Source organism: Pseudomonas sp. LY-1 (assembly GCF_053502595.1).
On sequence record NZ_CP094353.1, the window covers coordinates 1447166 to 1465356 of the forward strand.

15 protein-coding genes are annotated in these 18191 nt (G+C 60.8%); 8 read left to right on the top strand and 7 right to left on the bottom strand.

Going from position 1 to position 18191, the window contains the following annotated elements; genetic code table 11:
- Positions 1-7: 7 nt before the first annotated feature.
- From MOQ67_RS06640 to MOQ67_RS06650, 3 genes are all read left to right on the top strand, one after another.
- The gene (locus tag MOQ67_RS06640; protein WP_017844530.1) at positions 8-586 is read left to right on the top strand and encodes an RNA polymerase sigma factor; all 579 of its coding nucleotides are present in this window, start codon (positions 8-10) and stop codon (positions 584-586) included.
- The gene (locus MOQ67_RS06645; RefSeq protein ID WP_448675885.1) at positions 583-1560 is read left to right on the top strand and encodes a FecR family protein; all 978 of its coding nucleotides are present in this window, start codon (positions 583-585) and stop codon (positions 1558-1560) included. The genes MOQ67_RS06640 and MOQ67_RS06645 overlap by 4 nt, the downstream gene beginning before the upstream one ends.
- 250 nt (positions 1561-1810) lie before the next feature.
- Positions 1811-4051: a TonB-dependent receptor gene (locus MOQ67_RS06650; RefSeq protein ID WP_102617536.1), complete on the top strand. Its 2241-nt coding sequence runs from the start codon at positions 1811-1813 to the stop codon at positions 4049-4051.
- A 54-nt stretch (positions 4052-4105) separates the two neighbouring features.
- On the opposite strand, the gene MOQ67_RS06655 is transcribed toward MOQ67_RS06650, so the two are convergent.
- Together MOQ67_RS06655 and yejK are read right to left on the bottom strand one after the other, a co-directional pair.
- Positions 4106-4456 carry a glutaredoxin family protein gene (locus MOQ67_RS06655; protein WP_017844532.1) on the bottom strand — a complete coding sequence of 117 codons (351 nt, stop codon included), beginning with the start codon at positions 4454-4456 and terminating at the stop codon, positions 4106-4108.
- Positions 4456-5460, bottom strand: coding sequence for a nucleoid-associated protein YejK (yejK, locus tag MOQ67_RS06660; RefSeq protein WP_017844533.1), 1005 nt, complete (start codon positions 5458-5460; stop codon positions 4456-4458). Before yejK ends, MOQ67_RS06655 begins: the two co-directional genes overlap by 1 nt.
- Before the next feature lie 397 nt (positions 5461-5857).
- Between yejK and MOQ67_RS06665 the strand changes: the two genes are divergently transcribed.
- Positions 5858-6139, top strand: a complete 282-nt coding sequence (locus tag MOQ67_RS06665) for an HU family DNA-binding protein (RefSeq protein WP_003188840.1) — start codon at positions 5858-5860, stop codon at positions 6137-6139.
- A 67-nt stretch (positions 6140-6206) separates the two neighbouring features.
- Here the strand turns inward: MOQ67_RS06665 and rlmF are convergent, their stop codons facing one another.
- The 5 genes from rlmF to MOQ67_RS06690 form a co-directional block, all read right to left on the bottom strand.
- Positions 6207-7229 carry a 23S rRNA (adenine(1618)-N(6))-methyltransferase RlmF gene (gene rlmF, locus MOQ67_RS06670; protein ID WP_079442914.1) on the bottom strand — a complete coding sequence of 341 codons (1023 nt, stop codon included), beginning with the start codon at positions 7227-7229 and terminating at the stop codon, positions 6207-6209.
- A gap of 157 nt (positions 7230-7386) precedes the next feature.
- On the bottom strand, positions 7387-10233 hold the full coding sequence (locus MOQ67_RS06675) for a valine--tRNA ligase (protein ID WP_448675886.1): 2847 nt from the start codon (positions 10231-10233) through the stop codon (positions 7387-7389).
- 174 nt (positions 10234-10407) lie between these two features.
- Positions 10408-10812, bottom strand: coding sequence for a hypothetical protein (locus MOQ67_RS06680; RefSeq protein ID WP_017844537.1), 405 nt, complete (start codon positions 10810-10812; stop codon positions 10408-10410).
- Positions 10813-10819: 7 nt separating this feature from the next.
- Entirely contained in the window at positions 10820-11248 is a 429-nt protein-coding gene (locus tag MOQ67_RS06685; RefSeq protein WP_017844538.1) for a DNA polymerase III subunit chi, read from the bottom strand.
- Positions 11249-11300: 52 nt separating this feature from the next.
- Positions 11301-12791 carry a leucyl aminopeptidase gene (locus MOQ67_RS06690; RefSeq protein WP_046488603.1) on the bottom strand — a complete coding sequence of 497 codons (1491 nt, stop codon included), beginning with the start codon at positions 12789-12791 and terminating at the stop codon, positions 11301-11303.
- 286 nt (positions 12792-13077) lie between these two features.
- On the opposite strand from MOQ67_RS06690, the gene lptF reads away from it, so the two are divergent.
- The 4 genes from lptF to lepB all read left to right on the top strand — a co-directional run bounded on the left by lptF (position 13078) and on the right by lepB (position 18079).
- Positions 13078-14196, top strand: a complete 1119-nt coding sequence (gene lptF, locus MOQ67_RS06695) for an LPS export ABC transporter permease LptF (protein ID WP_017844540.1) — start codon at positions 13078-13080, stop codon at positions 14194-14196.
- Entirely contained in the window at positions 14189-15268 is a 1080-nt protein-coding gene (lptG, locus tag MOQ67_RS06700; RefSeq protein WP_017844541.1) for an LPS export ABC transporter permease LptG, read from the top strand. Before lptF ends, lptG begins: the two co-directional genes overlap by 8 nt.
- A 151-nt stretch (positions 15269-15419) precedes the next feature.
- The gene (gene lepA / locus MOQ67_RS06705) at positions 15420-17219 is read left to right on the top strand and encodes a translation elongation factor 4 (protein WP_017844542.1); all 1800 of its coding nucleotides are present in this window, start codon (positions 15420-15422) and stop codon (positions 17217-17219) included.
- Positions 17220-17224: 5 nt separating this feature from the next.
- Positions 17225-18079: a signal peptidase I gene (gene lepB / locus MOQ67_RS06710; RefSeq protein ID WP_046488601.1), complete on the top strand. Its 855-nt coding sequence runs from the start codon at positions 17225-17227 to the stop codon at positions 18077-18079.
- Positions 18080-18191 lie beyond the last annotated feature (112 nt).

The following is an 18191-nucleotide window of genomic DNA, read 5'->3' on the forward strand; positions in this document are numbered from 1 at the left end:
GCCGCGCATGATGATCAGTACGCCACCGGAACCCCAGGACAGCCCGCACGCGGACGCGGCGGGTGGGCGCGCGCATTTCCTGCAGGTGTTTTTGTCCCAGCGTTCGCAGATGGAAGCGCTGGTCAGCCGGCGCGTGGGCTGTCGTGCCACTGCAGCCGACCTGGTGCAGGACTTGTTCCTGCGCTTCTGGCGCCGGCCGCTGGTGCAGGTCGAAGAACTCAGCACGTACCTGCTGCGCTGCGCCGGCAATATCGCCATCGACCACCTGCGCAGCGAAGGCGCGCGGGTGCGCAGCAACGAAGGCTGGTTGCCCGAGCAGCAGGACAATCAAGGCTCCGAACCCCAGGCTGCACTGGAGGCCGGCAACGACTTGCGCCACGTCGAGGCGGCCTTGCGCAGCTTGCCCGAGCGCACCCGCCAGATCTTCCTGCTCAACCGCATCCATGGCCGCAAATACGCGCAAATCGCCAAGGCCATGGGGCTGTCCCAAAGTGCCGTGGAAAAACATATGATGCGTGCCCTCGAAGCCTGCAAAGCCAGCCTTCGCGAGCCATCGCCTCCACGCACGCCAGGGAAAGCACCGTGAACGTCACCCCGACGCCCGACCAGCAACAGGCCGCACTGGCCTGGCTGAGCCTGTTGCACGACCAGCCCAGCAGCGGCGACCAGGCCACCTTCAGCCTTTGGCTGCGGGCTGATCCGGCACACGTCGAGGCCTATTCCCAGGCCCAGGTGCTATGGGAGTTGAGCGAAGTGCCGGCGCGTAAACTGGCGGACGAAGACGCGTTGGCCTTACAGGGCTACCTGAATGCGATGCACACCTCGCAGCGCTCACGGGCCATGCGCGGGGTGGGCGCCCTGGCCCTGGCCGCGTGCCTGGTGTTGATGGTGTGCATGGGCGGCGGCTGGCAACCGTCGCGCTGGGTCGATGACCTGGGGGCGGACTACGTGACGGCGCCGGGCGAGGTGAAAACCGTGACCCTGGCCGATCAATCCCGCGTCACCCTGGATGCCGACAGCGCCATCGCCGTGGATTTCAGCCAGGGTGAGCGGCATGTCCAACTGCGGCGCGGCGCGGGCTTTTTCAGCGTGACTCACACCGGCGCGGCATTTGTGGTGGGCGCGGGCAGTGGTGAAACACGGGTGCTGGGCACGCAGTTCGAAGTGCGCCTGCAACCGGCGGGCGCGCAGGTGACGGTGTTGTCGGGGCGGGTCGGCGTCACGCCGGCCAAGCAGGGTGCGCAGCAAATTCTTACGGCGGGCCAGCAAATGAGCTACGCCGAGGGCGTGGCCGAGCCCCTGCACGCGGTCGACAGCGAATCACGCCTGGCCTGGCGCGACGGCTGGCTCAACTACTACAAGGCACCGCTGGCCGAGGTGATCGAGGATCTGCAGCGTTACTACCCTGGGCGCATCCTGCTGCTCAACGACGAAGTGGGCTCCCGGCGTGTCAGCGGCAGCTTCCCGAGCAACGATCCGCTAGCCGTGCTGAATGGCTTGCAAGCGGTGCTGGGGTTCGAGCAGCACACGCTGCTGGGGCGGCTGATCGTGGTGCGTTAGGTACACGTCGGACCGCGCTTTTCCGGTATTCCCCCACCCCTTTCCAGCCAGACATCTGCAAACCAGTGCCTGGCGGCCTTTCACTGAACCTTCATTCCAATCGCCAAAACCTGTCACCAAACGGTTACACGCGGTGTGGATCATCCCCTGGTTCCTGAGCAAGTGGTCAGGAAGATAAGCGTCGCCTGTCATCCCGGTTCCGACGCAACTGCCCTCATATAACAGAACAATGCAGGTAAAGGATCTACACGTGAACTACAACAATCTTTATGCCCTGCTTTTAGCATCGGGCTTGGGCGGCTTTGCGCCGCTGATTCTGGCGGACGACGCCCAGGATGTCGGTTTGGTGAATATCACCGGCAAACAAAACCTCGGCAATGGCCACATGATTCGAGAGGAAAGCGCCAAGGCGCGGTCGACGGTAACCAAGGAGGCCATGGACGAAATGTCGCCGACGGCCAACGCCATCGACAAGCTCAAGTACACGCCGGGGATCAACGTTTCCAGCGATGACGCGAGCGGTACCAGCGGCACCAATTTCACCATGCGCGGTATGAACTCCGATCAAGTCGGGGTTTCCGTCGACGGCGTGCCGATCAACGACTCGGGTAGCTATGGCGTCTATTCCAACCAGATGGGGGACTCGGAAAACCTCGCCGAAGTGTTTGCGACTCAGGGCTCTTCGGAAGCCGACGGCCCGCACATTGGTTCCAGTGGCGGCAACATCGGCATGATCACCCTGCGGCCGACCAAAGAGTCGGGGGCCTTCATCAAACAGACCATCGGCGCCAATGACTTGCGTAAGACCTTTGCGCGGGTCAATACCGGCGAGCTGGGCGGTTTCAAGAGTTGGGTGTCGGCCTCCCACCTGGAGGGCGACAAGTGGCGTGGCAAAGGCACCTTACGCAGTGACAAAGTCGAGTGGAGCGGCTTGTTCGAAGATGACAGCGGCAACTCGACCCTTGCCACGCTGAAGTACAACAATCAGGAAAACTACAACTACAACAGCTTGAGCAAGGCGCAGTTCGAGCAAGAGGGGCGGCGTAAAGATTACCCCGAGACGCCAATTTACAAGTCGGGGCTGTTGTCAGCATCCTACAAACTCAACCGCAACCCATTCGAAAGCGTCAATGCGACGCTCACCCAGCGCTGGCGTCTGCGTGATGACCTATTGCTGACGGTCACACCTTATTACTACTGGTCCAACGGAGGCAGTTTCAGCGGCCAGACCGCTTCGAACCTGGGACCCCGCTCGGATAAGGGCGGCAACTACGACCTGAGCAATCTCAAATCGGCTAACTACTACCGCCCCTCATGGACCGAGACCTGGCGCCCCGGCGTTACCGCGAAATTGAAATGGGACATCAACGAACAACATAGCCTGGACTACGGTTACTGGTATGAACGTGCTCGCCAGCGCCAGACTCAGCCATTTATCGGGATCAATAGCGAGGGCGCACCCGATGATGTGTGGGGTGACTACAACGACGGTGGCCAAGTCGTCGACAAGAACGGTAAAACCGTCCAAGGCCGTCACTACTACACCGTCACCCCAGCGCAGAAACTATGGGTTCAGGACAACTGGCAAGCCACACCGGACTTGAGTTTTGTCGGTGGTCTGGCCTATCAGTACGTCGAGCGTGACGGCAACAACCTGGGCAGCCTGTACGACAAACCGGAGAAAAGGAACGCGCGCTACCATCAGTTCTTGCCCAACTTCAGCGCCAAATACCAGGTCGATGACAGCAACCAGGCGTTCTACAACGTCACACGTAATATGCGTACACCGCCTAACTATGTGCTGTACAACAAAGGTGACTCCCTGAGTCTCAAGCCTGAATTGAGCTGGAACCAGGAACTGGGCTGGCGCTACACCGAAGATGCCATGGCGTTGAGCGCAACGCTGTTCTACATCACCTTCAAAGACCGCCAGCTGTCGACCACCGACCTGAACGGTGACTTCGTGATGGCCAACGTCGGCAGCGTCAATAACAAGGGGCTGGAGTTGGAGTGGAGTGGTTTGTTGCCGCACAATTTCAACTACTACGCCTCCTACACCTACACCCAGTCTGAACAGCAAGACGACTTTGTCAGCAAGAACGCATTGCTGCCGACTTCGGGCAAGCAACTGGCGAACGTGCCGAAAAACATGTTCAACCTGGTGTTCGGATATGACGACTCACGTTTCTACGGCAACATCGCCGGTAAATACGTGGGCAGTTTCTATGGCGATTTGACCAACAACGAAAAAATCGACGGGCGCACGGTATTTGACCTCAACGCAGGTATTTATTTGCCGGTGGACAAGAAGGTCATCAAGTCGGCGGCCCTGCGCTTTTCGATGCTCAACGTGTTCGACAAGGAGTACCTGAGTTCGGTACGCACAGTCTCGTTCAACTCGGCACCGGTCAACGGTCTGGGGGCGAGCACGGCGTACTACAACGTCGGTGAGGAGCGTACGGCGATGGTGTCGTTGGAGGCGAATTTCTAAGCGGACTCTCGCGTCGATGCGGGCGGGCTTGCTCGCCTGCAGTTGATCGATAGGTTACTTCAGCGCCGCCATGATCTTCTCGGGGCTGTAATCGCGAATCAACGTGCCATTCACGTCCACGAACGGAATCCCGCCGCCGCCCAACGCTTCATAGGCCTTGCGCGCCTGGGCGTCTTTTTCGATATCGAGCGCCTGGTACGGAATGCCTTTCTGGTCGAGGAAGCGGCGGATCTGTTTGCAGTAGCCACACCACTCGGTGGAGTAGAGCACCACGCGCGCCGAAGCCCGCGTTTGCTCCGGGACCACCTGGGACGGGTTGAACAGCCGTTCGACCTTGCCCCAGTTCTGGATCGCCACCACCACCAGCAACACCAGCAGGACTTTTTTGAGGACCCCGCCGAGCATCAGTTGCGGCGCTTGAGCTGGTCGGTCAGTTGGGTCGGCAGGCCCTTGATGATCAAGGTGCCGGCGGCTTCGTCGTACTCGATCTTGTCGCCCAGCAGGTGCGCTTCAAAGCTGATCGACAGCCCTTCGGCGCGTCCGGTGAAGCGGCGGAACTGGTTGAGGGTGCGTTTGTCGGCCGGGATCTCCGGCGACAGCCCATAGTCCTTGTTGCGGATGTGGTCATAAAACGCCTTAGGCCGATCTTCATCGATCAGACCCGACAGTTCTTCCAGGCCCATCGGCTCGCCGAGCTTGGCCTGGCTGCTGGCGTAGTCCACCAGGGTCTTGGTCTTTTCGCGGGCGGTTTCGTCCGGCAGGTCCTCGCTTTCAACGAAGTCGCTGAACGCCTTGAGCAGGGTGCGCGTTTCGCCCGGGCCGTCGACGCCTTCCTGGCAGCCGATGAAGTCGCGGAAGTACTCCGAGACTTTCTTGCCGTTCTTGCCCTTGATGAACGAGATGTACTGCTTGGACTGCTTGTTGTTCTGCCACTCGGACACGTTGATCCGCGCCGCCAGGTGCAACTGGCCCAGGTCCAGGTGGCGCGATGGCGTTACGTCCAGTTCGTCGGTGACCGCCACGCCTTCGCTGTGGTGCAGCAGGGCGATGGCCAGGTAGTCGGTCATGCCTTGCTGGTAGTGGGCAAACAGCACGTGGCCGCCGGTGGACAGGTTGGACTCTTCCATCAGCTTCTGCAGGTGTTCGACGGCGGTGCGGCTGAACGTGGTGAAATCCTGGCCCCCGTCGAAATACTCCTTCAACCAGCCGCTGAACGGGTGCGCGCCCGACTCGGCATGGAAGAAACCCCAGGCCTTGCCTTGTTTGGCGTTGTAGCTCTCGTTGAGGTCGGCAAGCATGTTCTCGATCGCGGCCGACTCGGCAAGTTCGGAGTCGCGGGCGTGGAGAACTGCGGGTGTGCCGTCGGGTTTTTTGTCGATCAGGTGGACGATGCAATGACGGATCGGCATAGGCTTCTCGGCTGGTTGATAGGGGAGCGGTTGGCCTCCCCGAAAAGTCGCCCAGTGTACCGCACCCATTGGCCAAGACGTGCTTTGAAGGTGTTTTGGAAGGCCTCCGACGGGCCATATGCCTTTTTTTCACGGTTTAGAGCGATAAAGCTGACCAAATGGGTAGGTAGAAGCGGATATTTCCCCGTCTCTGTGCTAGTTTTGCCCGGTCTTACGCCCAAGACTCGGCGTTAAGCGTGCATTCAGTATTTGTCAGGTCGAACCAATCCTCGTTTCAAGCATCTATAACCCCGATCTCCGAGGTTATAGCCGGGGATGCCAGGCCTTGACGGTCGGGCTCGACGGCTGACACTGCACTCTGCAATCCATATGAATTTGATAGGGAAGGAACACCACAATGGCTATTACTAAAGACCAACTGATCGCTGACCTGGCTGAAGCAGTAGACGCACCGAAAACCACCGTGCGCGCTCTGCTGGACCAACTGAGCCAAGTTGTTGCTGATCAGCTGGAAAACGGCGGCGAAATCACTCTGCCAGGCGTTGGCAAACTGAAAGTGACCGAGCGTCCTGCCCGTACTGGCCGTAACCCTTCGACTGGCGCTGCCATCGAAATCGCTGCCAAGAAAGTTATCAAGCTGGTTGTGGCCAAAGGCCTGACCGACGCTGTTAACAAGTAAGACGCAGCAAAAAAAACCGTGCGCCGGAGCGATCCGGGCACGGTTTTTTGTTGCCCGGGATTTAGGCTCAGTCTTTGCGCGCCCAGCGCTGGCGCCATACCTGCTGCTCGGACGGGGTCTGGAAGGTCCAGGCGACAAAGCGGCTCTGTTTCTGGCCCTGGGACATTTCCACCACCTGGCTTTGCAGCACGCCGGCTTTTCTCAGCGCGGTCTCGATCGCGGGCAGGTTCGAGGCTTTCGACACCAGGGTGCTGAACCACAACACCTTGTGGGCAAAGTGCGCGCTCTCGGCGATCAATTGCGTCACGAAGCGCGCTTCACCGCCTTCACACCACAGTTCGGCCGATTGGCCGCCGAAGTTCAGCACCGGCAACTTGCGTTTTGGGTCAGCCTTGCCCAGGGCGCGCCATTTGCGTTCGCTGCCTTTGGTGGCCTCGTCCATGGACGCGTGGAACGGCGGGTTGCACATGGTCAGGTCAAAGCGCTCGCCCGGTTCCAGCAGGCCCAGCAGGATCTGTTTGGGGTTGCTTTGCTGGCGTAGCTGGATCGCCTTGTTCAGACCGTTGGACTGCACGATGGCCTTGGCGGCGGCGACGGCAGTAGGGTCGACTTCCGAACCGAGGAAGTGCCAGCGGTATTCGCTGTAGCCGATCAGCGGGTAGACGCAGTTGGCGCCCATGCCGATGTCCAGCACCTTGACCGGCGCGCCGCGGGGAATTTCGCCGTCATTGACGCTGGCCAGCAGGTCGGCGAGGAAGTGGACGTAGTCGGCACGCCCCGGCACCGGCGGGCACAGGTAATCCGCCGGGATGTCCCAATGCTGCACGCCATAGAAGGACTTCAACAGCGCCCGGTTGAATACGCGCACGGCGTCCGGGCTGGCGAAGTCGATGCTTTCCTTGCCGTAGGGGTTGATGATCACGAATTGCGCCAGTTCCGGCGTGGTCTTGATCAGCGCCGGGAAGTCGTAACGGCCCTGGTGGCGGTTGCGCGGGTGCAGGCTGGCCTCTTTGCGCGGCACGACGGGTTTGGCCGTGGTGGCGGTCTTGGGCTTCTTGCGCGGAGGTTTCGGTGTGCTGGGGGCGGTCATGATGATTCTGGTGTTGGCTCAAAGTGGTGGGCATTGTCACACATCCTGAGGTCAACTCGATCAAATGTGGAAGGGGGCAATCCCCCTCCCATATTGATCGGGTTTGCAAAGGAAAAAAAAAGAGACCCGCAGGTCTCTTTTTTCACACGGCTAGCCCTTACAGGCTGGAAATCCGCGCATGTTGCTCCGCCAGCTTGCCCAGGGCCTGTTCGGCCTCGGCCAGTTTGGCGCGTTCTTTGTCGATTACTTCAGCCGGTGCCTTGTCGACGAATGCCGCGTTGGACAGCTTGCCGCCGACCCGCTGCACTTCGCCTTGCAGGCGTGCAATTTCCTTGTCAAGACGGGCCAGTTCCGCGCCTTTGTCGATCAGGCCGGCCATCGGCACCAGCACTTCCATGTCGCCGACCAGTGCGGTCGCCGACAGTGGCGCTTCGGTGCCATCCGCCAATACGGTGATCGATTCGAGCTTGGCCAGCTTCTTGAGCAGCGCATCGTTCTCGCTGAGACGACGCTGGTCTTCGGCGCTGGCGTTCTTCACGAACACCGCCAGTGGCTTGCCCGGGCCTATGTTCATCTCGGCGCGGATGTTGCGCGTGCCGAGCATCAGGGTCTTGAGCCATTCGATATCGCTTTCGGCAGCCTCATCGATGCGGGCTTCGTTGGCCACTGGCCAAGGTTGCAGCATGATGGTCTTGCCTTGGATACCGGCCAGCGGCGCGAGGCGCTGCCAGATTTCTTCGGTGATGAACGGCATGAATGGGTGCGCCAGGCGCAGTGCCACTTCGAGGACGCGCACCAGGGTGCGACGGGTGCCGCGCTGGCGTTCGATCGGCGCGTTCTCGTCCCACAGCACCGGCTTGGACAGTTCCAGGTACCAGTCGCAATACTGGTTCCAGATGAACTCGTACAAGGCCTGTGCAGCCAGGTCGAAACGGAACTGGTCGAGTTGGCGGGTCACTTCGGCTTCGGTACGCTGCAGTTGCGAGATGATCCAGCGGTCGGCCAGGGTCAGTTCGACTTCTTCGCCGTTCTGCCCGCAGTCTTCGCCTTTATCCAGGACGTAGCGCGCCGCGTTCCAGATCTTGTTGCAGAAGTTGCGATAGCCTTCGACGCGGCCCATGTCGAACTTGATGTCGCGACCGGTGGACGCCAGCGAGCAGAAGGTGAAGCGCAGGGCGTCGGTGCCGTAGCTGGCGATGCCGTCGGCGAACTCGTCGCGGGTCTGCTTCTCGATCTTCTTCGCCAGTTTCGGCTGCATCAGGCCCGAGGTGCGTTTCTGCACCAGGGTTTCCAGGTCGATACCGTCGATGATGTCCAGCGGGTCCAGAACGTTGCCCTTGGACTTGGACATCTTCTGGCCCTGGCCATCACGCACCAGGCCATGGACGTACACGGTCTTGAACGGTACTTGCGGCGTGCCGTCTTCGTTCTTCACCAGGTGCATGGTCAGCATGATCATCCGGGCAACCCAGAAGAAAATGATGTCGAAGCCGGTGACCAGCACGTCGGTGGAGTGGAATGTCTTCAGGAACTCGGTCTGCTGCGGCCAGCCCAGGGTAGAGAAGGTCCACAGGCCCGAGCTGAACCAGGTGTCCAGTACGTCATTGTCCTGCTGCAGCGCTACGTCCGGGCCGAGGTTGTGCTTGGCGCGCACTTCGGCTTCGTCGCGGCCGACATAGACCTTGCCCGACTCGTCGTACCAGGCCGGAATGCGGTGGCCCCACCACAGTTGACGGCTGATGCACCAGTCCTGGATGTCGCGCATCCACGAGAAGTACATGTTTTCATACTGCTTAGGCACGAACTGGATGCGGCCATCTTCCACGGCTGCAATCGCAGGCTCAGCCAGCGGCTTGGTAGACACGTACCACTGGTCGGTCAGCCACGGTTCGATGATGGTGCCGGAGCGGTCGCCCTTCGGCACTTTCAGGTTGTGGTCGTCGACGCTGACCAGCAGGCCGGCGGCGTCGAAGGCGGCAACGATCTGCTTGCGCGCTTCGAAACGGTCGAGGCCGACATATTCGGCCGGGATCTTGCCGTCGATGCTCTCGTTCAGCGTGCCGTCCAGATTGAAGACCTGGCAGGCCGGCAGTACGGCGGCATTCTTGTCGAAGATGTTCAGCAGCGGCAGGTTGTGGCGCTTGCCGACTTCGTAGTCGTTGAAATCGTGGGCCGGGGTGATTTTCACGCAGCCGGTGCCGAATTCGGGGTCGCAGTAGTCGTCGGCGATGATCGGGATGCGGCGGCCGACCAGCGGCAGCTCGACGAACTTGCCGATCAGGGCCTGATAGCGCTCATCGTTCGGGTTCACGGCCACGGCGGCATCGCCGAGCATGGTTTCCGGACGGGTGGTGGCGACGATCAGGTAGTCGTGGCCTTCAGCGGTCTTGGCGCCGTCAGCCAGCGGGTACTTGAGGTTCCACAGGAAGCCTTTCTCGTCGTGGTTTTCCACTTCGAGGTCGGAAATCGCCGTGTGCAGCTTGGTGTCCCAATTGACCAGGCGCTTGCCGCGGTAGATCAGGCCGTCTTCATGCAGACGCACGAAGGCTTCTTTCACGGCTTCCGACAGGCCGTCGTCCATGGTGAAGCGCTCGCGGCTCCAGTCGACGGACGAACCCAGGCGACGGATCTGACGGCTGATGTTGCCGCCGGACTGATCCTTCCATTCCCAGACTTTCTCCAGGAATTTCTCGCGGCCCAGGTCGTGACGGCTCTGGCCGGTGGCTTCGAGTTGGCGCTCCACCAGCATCTGCGTGGCGATACCGGCGTGGTCGGTGCCCGGTTGCCACAGGGTGTTGCGGCCCTGCATGCGGCGGAAACGGATCAACGCATCCATGATCGCATTGTTGAAGCCATGGCCCATGTGCAGGCTGCCAGTGACGTTCGGTGGCGGAATCATGATGGTGTAGGAATCGCCCGCGCCTTGCGGGGCGAAATAATTCTCGGACTCCCAGGTCTGGTACCAGGAAGTTTCAATAGCGTGCGGCTGGTAGGTCTTATCCATGCGCGGCGGGACCCTAGTTGGCATTAATTCAGGAAAGCCGGCAAGTATAACGGGGGATAGGGGCGAGGGGTAGGAGCGAGCTTGCTCGCGAAAACCTGAAGGGCCGCGCGTTCATTCAGGATGTCCGCGCCATCATTGACGATTTTCGCGAGCAAGCTCGCTCCTACAGGGGCGCTAATTCTGGTACTGGCTGAGCAACCGCTCCATCCGCGCATCCATCCGGCGCTTGATCTCGGTTTCGATATGCGGGGCGAAGTCGTCGATCACGTCTTGCATGATCAGTTGCGCGGCGGCGCGCAGTTCGTTGTCCAGGTGCAGCAGCAAGGCATCCGGGGTTTTTTCGGCAGGCGCGGCAGCGGGTGCCGCTTCGACAACCGGTGGGGCCGGCGCAGGTTGCGGTTCGAGCGGTTCAACCGGCTTGGCGCCGACCATGTCGAACAACAAGGGGATCTGCACGTCGCCATTGACGGTTTCTGTCAATAACGGCGGTTGAAGGTTGTCATCACCCAGCAACTGACGGATCGACTCCAGGTCGTCCAACAGGTGGCCGTCTTTTTTTATCGTGTTCGGGGTGTCCATCATGCACTCAAAGTCGTTGTAGCCGGTGATCCTGCAAAGGATAGCCCTGTTCGCGATAGAAACGGAAACTCTCCCGCGCGGCCTGACGAATAGCCGGATCTTCCACCACCACTTCCGCCACACGGGCGAACGCCTTGGCAAAGGCCGGGACTTTCAGGTCGAGGTTGACCAGCAGGTCATGGTGATCGCCGCAGCTGTCGCCCACGCCCAGGACCACCTGGCCGTCGGGTTCAGCTTCTGCGGGGCCGTGGGGCACGAAACTTTCGCCCTTGAAGCGCCACAGGCGTGCGTCGAGCTCGTCGCGTTGGGCGGCATCGCTGCAATGCAGGTAGATGCGGTGGCCCATGCGCCAGGCTTTTTCGGTGAGTTTGCAGGCAAAGTCCAGGCGCGCGAGCGGATCGGCGCTGGGCAGTATATAGAAGTCAACTTGGGTCATTGCGGTTCCTGGAGCCCGAGGCGGCGGTAACGCCGCCCCGGAGTCACGGTTTTCAGGCCTTGGCGCGATCCAGCAGGTACTGGGTCAGCAGAGGCACCGGACGGCCGGTAGCGCCCTTGTCCTTGCCGCCGCTGGTCCAGGCGGTGCCGGCGATGTCCAGGTGCGCCCAGTTGAAGTTCTTGGCGAACCGCGACAGGAAGCAGGCTGCAGTGATGGTGCCGGCTTTCGGGCCGCCGATGTTGGCGATGTCGGCGAATGGGCTGTCCAGCTGTTCCTGGTACTCATCGAACAGCGGCAGTTGCCAGGCGCGGTCGTCGGCGGCCTTGCCGGCGCTGAGCAGTTGCTCGATCAACTCGTCGTTGTTGCCCAGCAGGCCCGAAGTGTGGGAGCCGAGGGCGACGATGCAGGCACCGGTCAGGGTGGCGATGTCGATCACCGCCTGTGGCTTGAAGCGTTCGGCGTAGGTCAGCGCATCGCACAGCACCAGGCGGCCTTCGGCGTCGGTGTTGAGGATCTCGACGGTCTGGCCGCTCAGGGTGGTGACGATATCGCCCGGACGGGCCGCGCCGCCGCTCGGCATGTTCTCGGCGCAGGCCAGGATGCACACCAGGTTGATCGGCAGCTTGAGCTCCAGCACCGCGCGCAGGGTGCCGAACACGCTGGCGGCGCCGCCCATGTCGTACTTCATCTCATCCATGCCCAGGCCCGGCTTGAGGCTGATGCCGCCGGTGTCGAAGGTGATGCCTTTACCGACCAGGGCGTAAGGCTTCTCGGCCTTCTTGCCGCCGTTGTATTGCATCACGATCAGGCGTGGCGGCTGGTCGCTGCCCTGGCCGACCGCATAGAACGAGCCCATGCCCAGTTCCTTGATCTTCTTCTCATCCAGCACTTCGACTTTCAGGCTTTTGAATTCCTTGCCCAGCGCCTTGGCCTGCTCGCCCAGGTAGGTCGGGTGGCAGATGTTCGGCGGCAGGTTGCCGAGGTCGCGGGTGAACGACATGCCGGCGGCGATGGCCTGGGCGTGGCTCACGGCGCGTTCGACTTCGGCCTGGGCGGCCTTGATGGTCAGCAGGGTGACTTTCTTCAAGGCACGCGGTTCGGCTTTCTGGCTCTTGAACTGCTCGAAGATGTAGCCGCCGTCGAGCAGGCTTTCGGCCAGCAGGCGGGTCTTGCCATAGCTGTCACGGCCCTTGACCACGATTTCATCGAGTGCCAGCGTCGCGTCGCTGCCGCCCAGGCCCTTGAGGGTGGTGAGAATGCCGCTGATGATCTTGCGGAACGGGCGGTCGCCGAGTTCGGCGTCCTTGCCCACGCCCACCAGCAATACGCGCTCGGCCTTCAGGTTCGGCAGGCTTTGCAGCAGCAGGCTCTGGCCGACCTTGCCGGCCAGGTCGCCGCGCTTGAGGACCGCGCTGATGGCGCCGCCGCTCAGTTCGTCGAGTTGTTTGGCCGCAACGCCGAGCTTGCGGCCTTCGCCGACAGCGACCACGAGGGTGGCGGTTTTCAACGTTTCGGGGCTAACGCTTTTTACAACCAATTCCATGTTCGGGTCCCTTATAAAGGTCTGTGAGCCTGGAGTCTGTGTGCTCCGGCTTTTAAAGCCTGGCAGCCGTGTAAACCGCCAGCGACAAAGGCCGCAGTTTGAACCTCGGCGGCGGAGCCTGACAACCCTTGCCGCAGGCTTTGTGTACGCGCATGAGTAAGCTCCGTGACAGGCGCGGTCAATCACAGGATAATGCGCAATCTTTTTAGCCGGCCTGTTTAAACGGGCCGACTCGTTATGCTTGCTTGTTTGGCCGCCTTAGCCTGACAACCCTGGAGTGTCTGGTTTGATTGTCTTCCGTTATCTGTCCCGCGAAGTCCTGTTGACCCTGAGTGCCGTGAGCGCGGTATTGCTGGTCATCATCATGAGTGGTCGTTTCGTCAAATACCTGGCCCAGGCTGCTTCCGGTGCTCTGGACCCCGGCTCACTGTTCCTGATCATGGGCTTTCGTCTGCCGGGCTTTTTGCAACTGATCCTGCCGTTGGGCCTGTTCCTCGGGATTCTGCTGGCCTATGGCCGGCTGTACCTTGAAAGCGAAATGACCGTGCTCTCGGCCACCGGCATGAGCCAGCAACGCCTGCTGGGCATGACCATGATCCCGGCCGCCGGCGTGGCGCTGATCGTCGCCTGGCTGAGCCTGAGCCTGGCCCCCCAGGGCGCCATGCAGTTCGAACTGGTGCTGAACAAACAGGACGCGATGACCGAGTTCGACACCCTCGAACCGGGCCGCTTCCAGGCACTCAGTGACGGTACACGGGTGACCTACACCGAAACCCTCACTGACGACCGCGCCAACCTCGGCGGGGTGTTCATCTCCGAGAAACGCCTGGGGCAGGACAAGAAAGACCGTGGCATCTCCGTCCTGGTCGCCGATTCCGGGCGCCAGGAAGTGCGCCCCGACGGCAGCCGATACCTGATCCTGGAAAACGGCTATCGCTATGACGGCAGCCCCGGCCAGGCCGATTACCGCGCCATCAAGTACGACACCTATGGCGTGATGCTCGCCCGCCCGGACATCAGCAACGAGGTCACCGACCGCGATGCGATCCCGACCCAGGCGCTGTTGGGCAGCACGGAGTTGCGCTCCATCGCCGAGCTGCAATGGCGTATTTCCCTGCCGTTGCTGGTGTTCATCGTGACCCTGATGGCCGTGCCGTTGTCCCGCGTCAACCCGCGCCAGGGCCGCTTCCTCAAGCTGCTGCCGGCGATCCTGCTGTACATGGCCTACCTGACCATCCTGATCTCCGCCCGTGGCTCCCTGGAAAAGGGCAAGCTGTCACCGACGCTGGGCCTGTGGTGGGTACACGGGGTCTTCCTGATGATCGGCCTCGGGCTGCTCTACTGGGAACCTATCCGTCTGAAAATGAAGAGCCGTCGTGGCCAGAAGGAGTTGGCTCGTGGCTAAGCTCGATCGCTACATTGGTAGCAGCGTACTGATCGCCATCCTGGCGGTGTTGGGCATCATTCTAGGGTTGGCGTCGTTGTTCGCCTTTATCGATGAAGTGGGTAACGTCACCGACACGTATACCGTGTGGGACGTGCTGAGCTACGTGGCATTGACCGCGCCGCGTCGTCTCTACGACATGATGCCGATGGCTGCGCTGATCGGCTGCCTGATCGGCCTCGGCAGCCTGGCCAGCAACAGCGAACTGACCATCATGCGTGCGGCCGGGGTTTCCATCGGCCGTATCGTCTGGGCCGTCATGAAACCGATGCTGTTGCTGATGGCGTGCAGCGTGCTGATCGGCGAGTACGTGGCGCCACCGTCCGAAGCCACTGCCCAGGCCAATCGTGCCCTGGCCCAGGGTTCGGGCGATGCGCAAAGCGCCAGGCACGGCCTGTGGCACCGTCAGGGTGATGAATTCATCCACATCAACGCCGTGCAGCCCGACGGCCTGCTGATTGGTGTGACGCGCTACACGTTCGACAAAGAACGCCACATGTTGTCCTCCAGTTTCGCCAAGCGCGCCCAATACAGCGCCGAGCAATGGCAACTGACCGACGTCACCACCACCTACTTCCGCAATGTCGGCCAGGGCACCAAGGCCAGCACCGAAGTGATCAATGTGCCGACCGAGCAATGGGACATCGCCCTGAAGCCGGAACTGCTCAATACGGTAGTGATGATCCCGGAAAGCCTGCCGATCTCCGGGCTGTGGAGCTATATCCACTACCTCAAGGACCAGGGACTGAGCAACGGTCGCTACTGGCTGGCGTTCTGGGTCAAGGTGCTGCAGCCGGTGGTCACCGCCGCGCTGGTGCTGATGGCGATCTCATTCATCTTCGGCCCGTTGCGCTCCGTGACCCTCGGTCAGCGGGTCTTTACCGGCGTGCTGGTGGGCTTTGCCTTCCGTATTGCCCAGGATTTGCTTGGCCCGTCGAGCCTGGTGTTCGGCTTCTCGCCGCTGTTTGCGGTGCTGGTGCCGACCGCGATCTGCGCCCTGGCCGGGTTCTGGCTGCTGCGCCGCGCCGGGTGAGCCTGCGCTTATGAGCAAAAAATGCCCCGTTCGAGAGATCGGGGCATTTTTGTTCTGGTCAGCAAAGATGACGTCCTGCCCGAGCATCAGGTACAATTCCCGGCTATTTTTCAGCGGGCAGTCTGCCTGCAGCCTTTTTGAGTGTTGATCCGTGAGTGATTTGAGTCATATCCGCAATTTCTCCATCATCGCCCACATTGACCATGGCAAGTCGACGCTGGCCGATCGATTCATCCAGATGTGCGGCGGCCTTGCCGAGCGTGAAATGGAAGCCCAGGTACTGGACTCCATGGACCTCGAGCGCGAGCGCGGGATCACCATCAAGGCCCACAGCGTGACTCTGTACTACACCGCCAAAGACGGTATCAAGTACCAGCTGAACTTCATCGACACCCCCGGCCACGTCGACTTCACCTATGAAGTCAGCCGTTCCCTGGCGGCCTGCGAAGGCGCGCTGCTGGTGGTGGACGCGGGGCAGGGCGTCGAAGCCCAGTCCGTGGCCAACTGCTACACCGCCATCGAGCAAGGCCTGGAAGTCATGCCGGTGCTGAACAAGATCGACCTGCCGCAGGCCGATCCGGACCGCGTGAAGGAAGAAATCGAAAAAATCATCGGCATTGACGCCACCGACGCCGTCGAGTGCAGCGCCAAGACCGGCCTGGGCGTCGACGAAGTGCTCGAGCGCCTGGTCAAGACCATCCCCGCGCCTACCGGCAACATCGAAGATCCGCTGCAGGCGTTGATCATCGACTCCTGGTTCGACAACTACCTGGGGGTTGTCTCCCTGGTGCGCGTGCGCCATGGCCGTGTGAAGAAAGGCGACAAGATCCTGGTCAAGTCCACCGGCAAGATCCACCTGGTGGACAGCGTCGGTGTGTTCAACCCGAAGCATACCGCCACCGTTGATCTGAAAGCCGGTGAAGTCGGCTTCATCATCGCCGGCATCAAGGACATCCACGGCGCGCCGGTGGGTGACACCCTGACCTTGAGCAGCACCCCTGACGTCGACGTGCTGCCGGGCTTCAAACGCATCCAGCCGCAGGTCTACGCCGGCCTGTTCCCGGTCAGCTCCGACGACTTCGAAGACTTCCGCGAAGCCCTGCAGAAGCTGACCCTCAACGACTCGTCGTTGCAGTACACCCCGGAAAGCTCCGACGCCCTGGGCTTCGGCTTCCGTTGCGGCTTCCTCGGCATGCTGCACATGGAAATCATCCAGGAGCGCCTTGAGCGCGAATACGACCTGGACCTGATCACCACCGCGCCAACCGTTATTTTTGAGCTGTTGCTGAAAAACGGTGAAACGATTTACGTCGACAACCCGTCCAAGCTCCCGGACCTGTCTTCCATCGAAGACATGCGCGAGCCGATCGTGCGCGCCAATATTCTTGTGCCGCAGGAGCACCTGGGCAACGTCATTACCCTGTGTATCGAGAAGCGCGGCATCCAGCACGACATGCTGTTCCTCGGAACCCAGGTACAAGTGACCTACGATTTGCCGATGAACGAAGTGGTCCTGGACTTCTTCGACCGTCTCAAATCCACCAGTCGCGGCTATGCTTCGCTGGATTACCATTTCGATCGTTACCAATCGGCTAATCTGGTGAAACTGGATGTGTTGATCAACGGCGACAAGGTCGATGCCCTGGCACTGATCGTGCACAAGGACAACGCGCACTACAAAGGTCGACAGTTGACCGAGAAGATGAAAGAACTGATTCCGCGCCAGATGTTCGACGTCGCGATCCAGGCCGCCATCGGCGGGCAGATCATTGCGCGGACTTCCGTCAAGGCACTCAGAAAGAACGTACTGGCCAAATGCTACGGTGGCGACGTCAGCCGTAAGCGCAAGCTGCTTGAGAAGCAAAAGGCCGGTAAAAAACGCATGAAGCAAGTGGGCAACGTGGAAATTCCACAAGAAGCCTTCCTTGCGGTGCTCAGGTTGGATAGTTAGGTCCTATGTCGCTAAATTTCCCGCTGTTGCTGGTCATCGCCGTTGCCGTTTGCGGACTCCTGGCGTTGCTCGATCTGGTGTTCTTCGCCCCGCGTCGGCGGGCGGCTATCGCGTCCTATCAGGGCAGCGTCAGCCAGCCCGATGTCGTGGTGATCGAGAAGCTGAACAAAGAGCCTTTGCTGGTTGAATACGGCAAATCGTTCTTTCCGGTGCTGTTCATCGTGCTGGTACTGCGTTCGTTCCTGGTGGAGCCGTTCCAGATTCCGTCGGGGTCGATGAAACCGACCCTGGACGTGGGCGACTTCATCCTGGTGAACAAGTTTTCCTACGGGATCCGCTTGCCGGTGATCGACAAGAAAGTCATCGAGATCGGTGACCCGCAGCGCGGCGATGTGATGGTGTTCCGCTACCCGAGCGATCCGAACGTCAACTACATCAAGCGTGTGGTCGGCCTGCCGGGTGACGTGATTCGCTACACCAGCGACAAGCGGCTGTTGATCAACGGTGAGTCGGTGGCCGAGAAGCTGCTGGGCACCGAGCCGAACACCCTGGGCAGTGCCGAGCTGTATCAGGAAAAACTCGGTGCGGTGGAGCACGAAATCCGCAAGGAAATGAGTCGCTACCGCGCAATGCCCGATGGCGAATGGAAAGTGCCGGCCGGGCACTATTTCATGATGGGCGACAACCGCGACAACTCCAACGACAGCCGCTATTGGGATGACCCCACCATTCCCAAGGAACTGCTGGGCATGGTTCCCGACCAGAATATCGTCGGCAAGGCCTTCGCGGTCTGGATGAGCTGGCCGGAACCCAAGCTCAGCCACCTGCCGAACTTCTCGCGGGTCGGGCTGATCAAGTAATACAGACGGCGCTGTGATCACAGCGCCGAATGCTTTTCTGGGGCTGGGACAATTTCCGGCCTCATGCAGCACCAATCAGGATTTGAATTTGAACACTGCGTCAATCGTCGAT

What these genes read in the sequence shown, in the direction of transcription:
- MOQ67_RS06640 (WP_017844530.1), top strand. Translation starts at nt 8, where the DNA reads ATGATGATCAGTACGCCACCGGAACCCCAGGACAGCCCGCACGCGGAC.
- MOQ67_RS06655 (WP_017844532.1), bottom strand. Translation starts at nt 4,456, where the DNA reads ATGCTCGGCGGGGTCCTCAAAAAAGTCCTGCTGGTGTTGCTGGTGGTG.
- yejK (WP_017844533.1), bottom strand. Translation starts at nt 5,460, where the DNA reads ATGCCGATCCGTCATTGCATCGTCCACCTGATCGACAAAAAACCCGAC.
- MOQ67_RS06665 (WP_003188840.1), top strand. Translation starts at nt 5,858, where the DNA reads ATGGCTATTACTAAAGACCAACTGATCGCTGACCTGGCTGAAGCAGTA.
- rlmF (WP_079442914.1), bottom strand. Translation starts at nt 7,229, where the DNA reads ATGACCGCCCCCAGCACACCGAAACCTCCGCGCAAGAAGCCCAAGACC.
- MOQ67_RS06675 (WP_448675886.1), bottom strand. Translation starts at nt 10,233, where the DNA reads ATGGATAAGACCTACCAGCCGCACGCTATTGAAACTTCCTGGTACCAG.
- MOQ67_RS06680 (WP_017844537.1), bottom strand. Translation starts at nt 10,812, where the DNA reads ATGGACACCCCGAACACGATAAAAAAAGACGGCCACCTGTTGGACGAC.
- MOQ67_RS06685 (WP_017844538.1), bottom strand. Translation starts at nt 11,248, where the DNA reads ATGACCCAAGTTGACTTCTATATACTGCCCAGCGCCGATCCGCTCGCG.
- MOQ67_RS06690 (WP_046488603.1), bottom strand. Translation starts at nt 12,791, where the DNA reads ATGGAATTGGTTGTAAAAAGCGTTAGCCCCGAAACGTTGAAAACCGCC.
- lepB (WP_046488601.1), top strand. Translation starts at nt 17,225, where the DNA reads ATGTCGCTAAATTTCCCGCTGTTGCTGGTCATCGCCGTTGCCGTTTGC.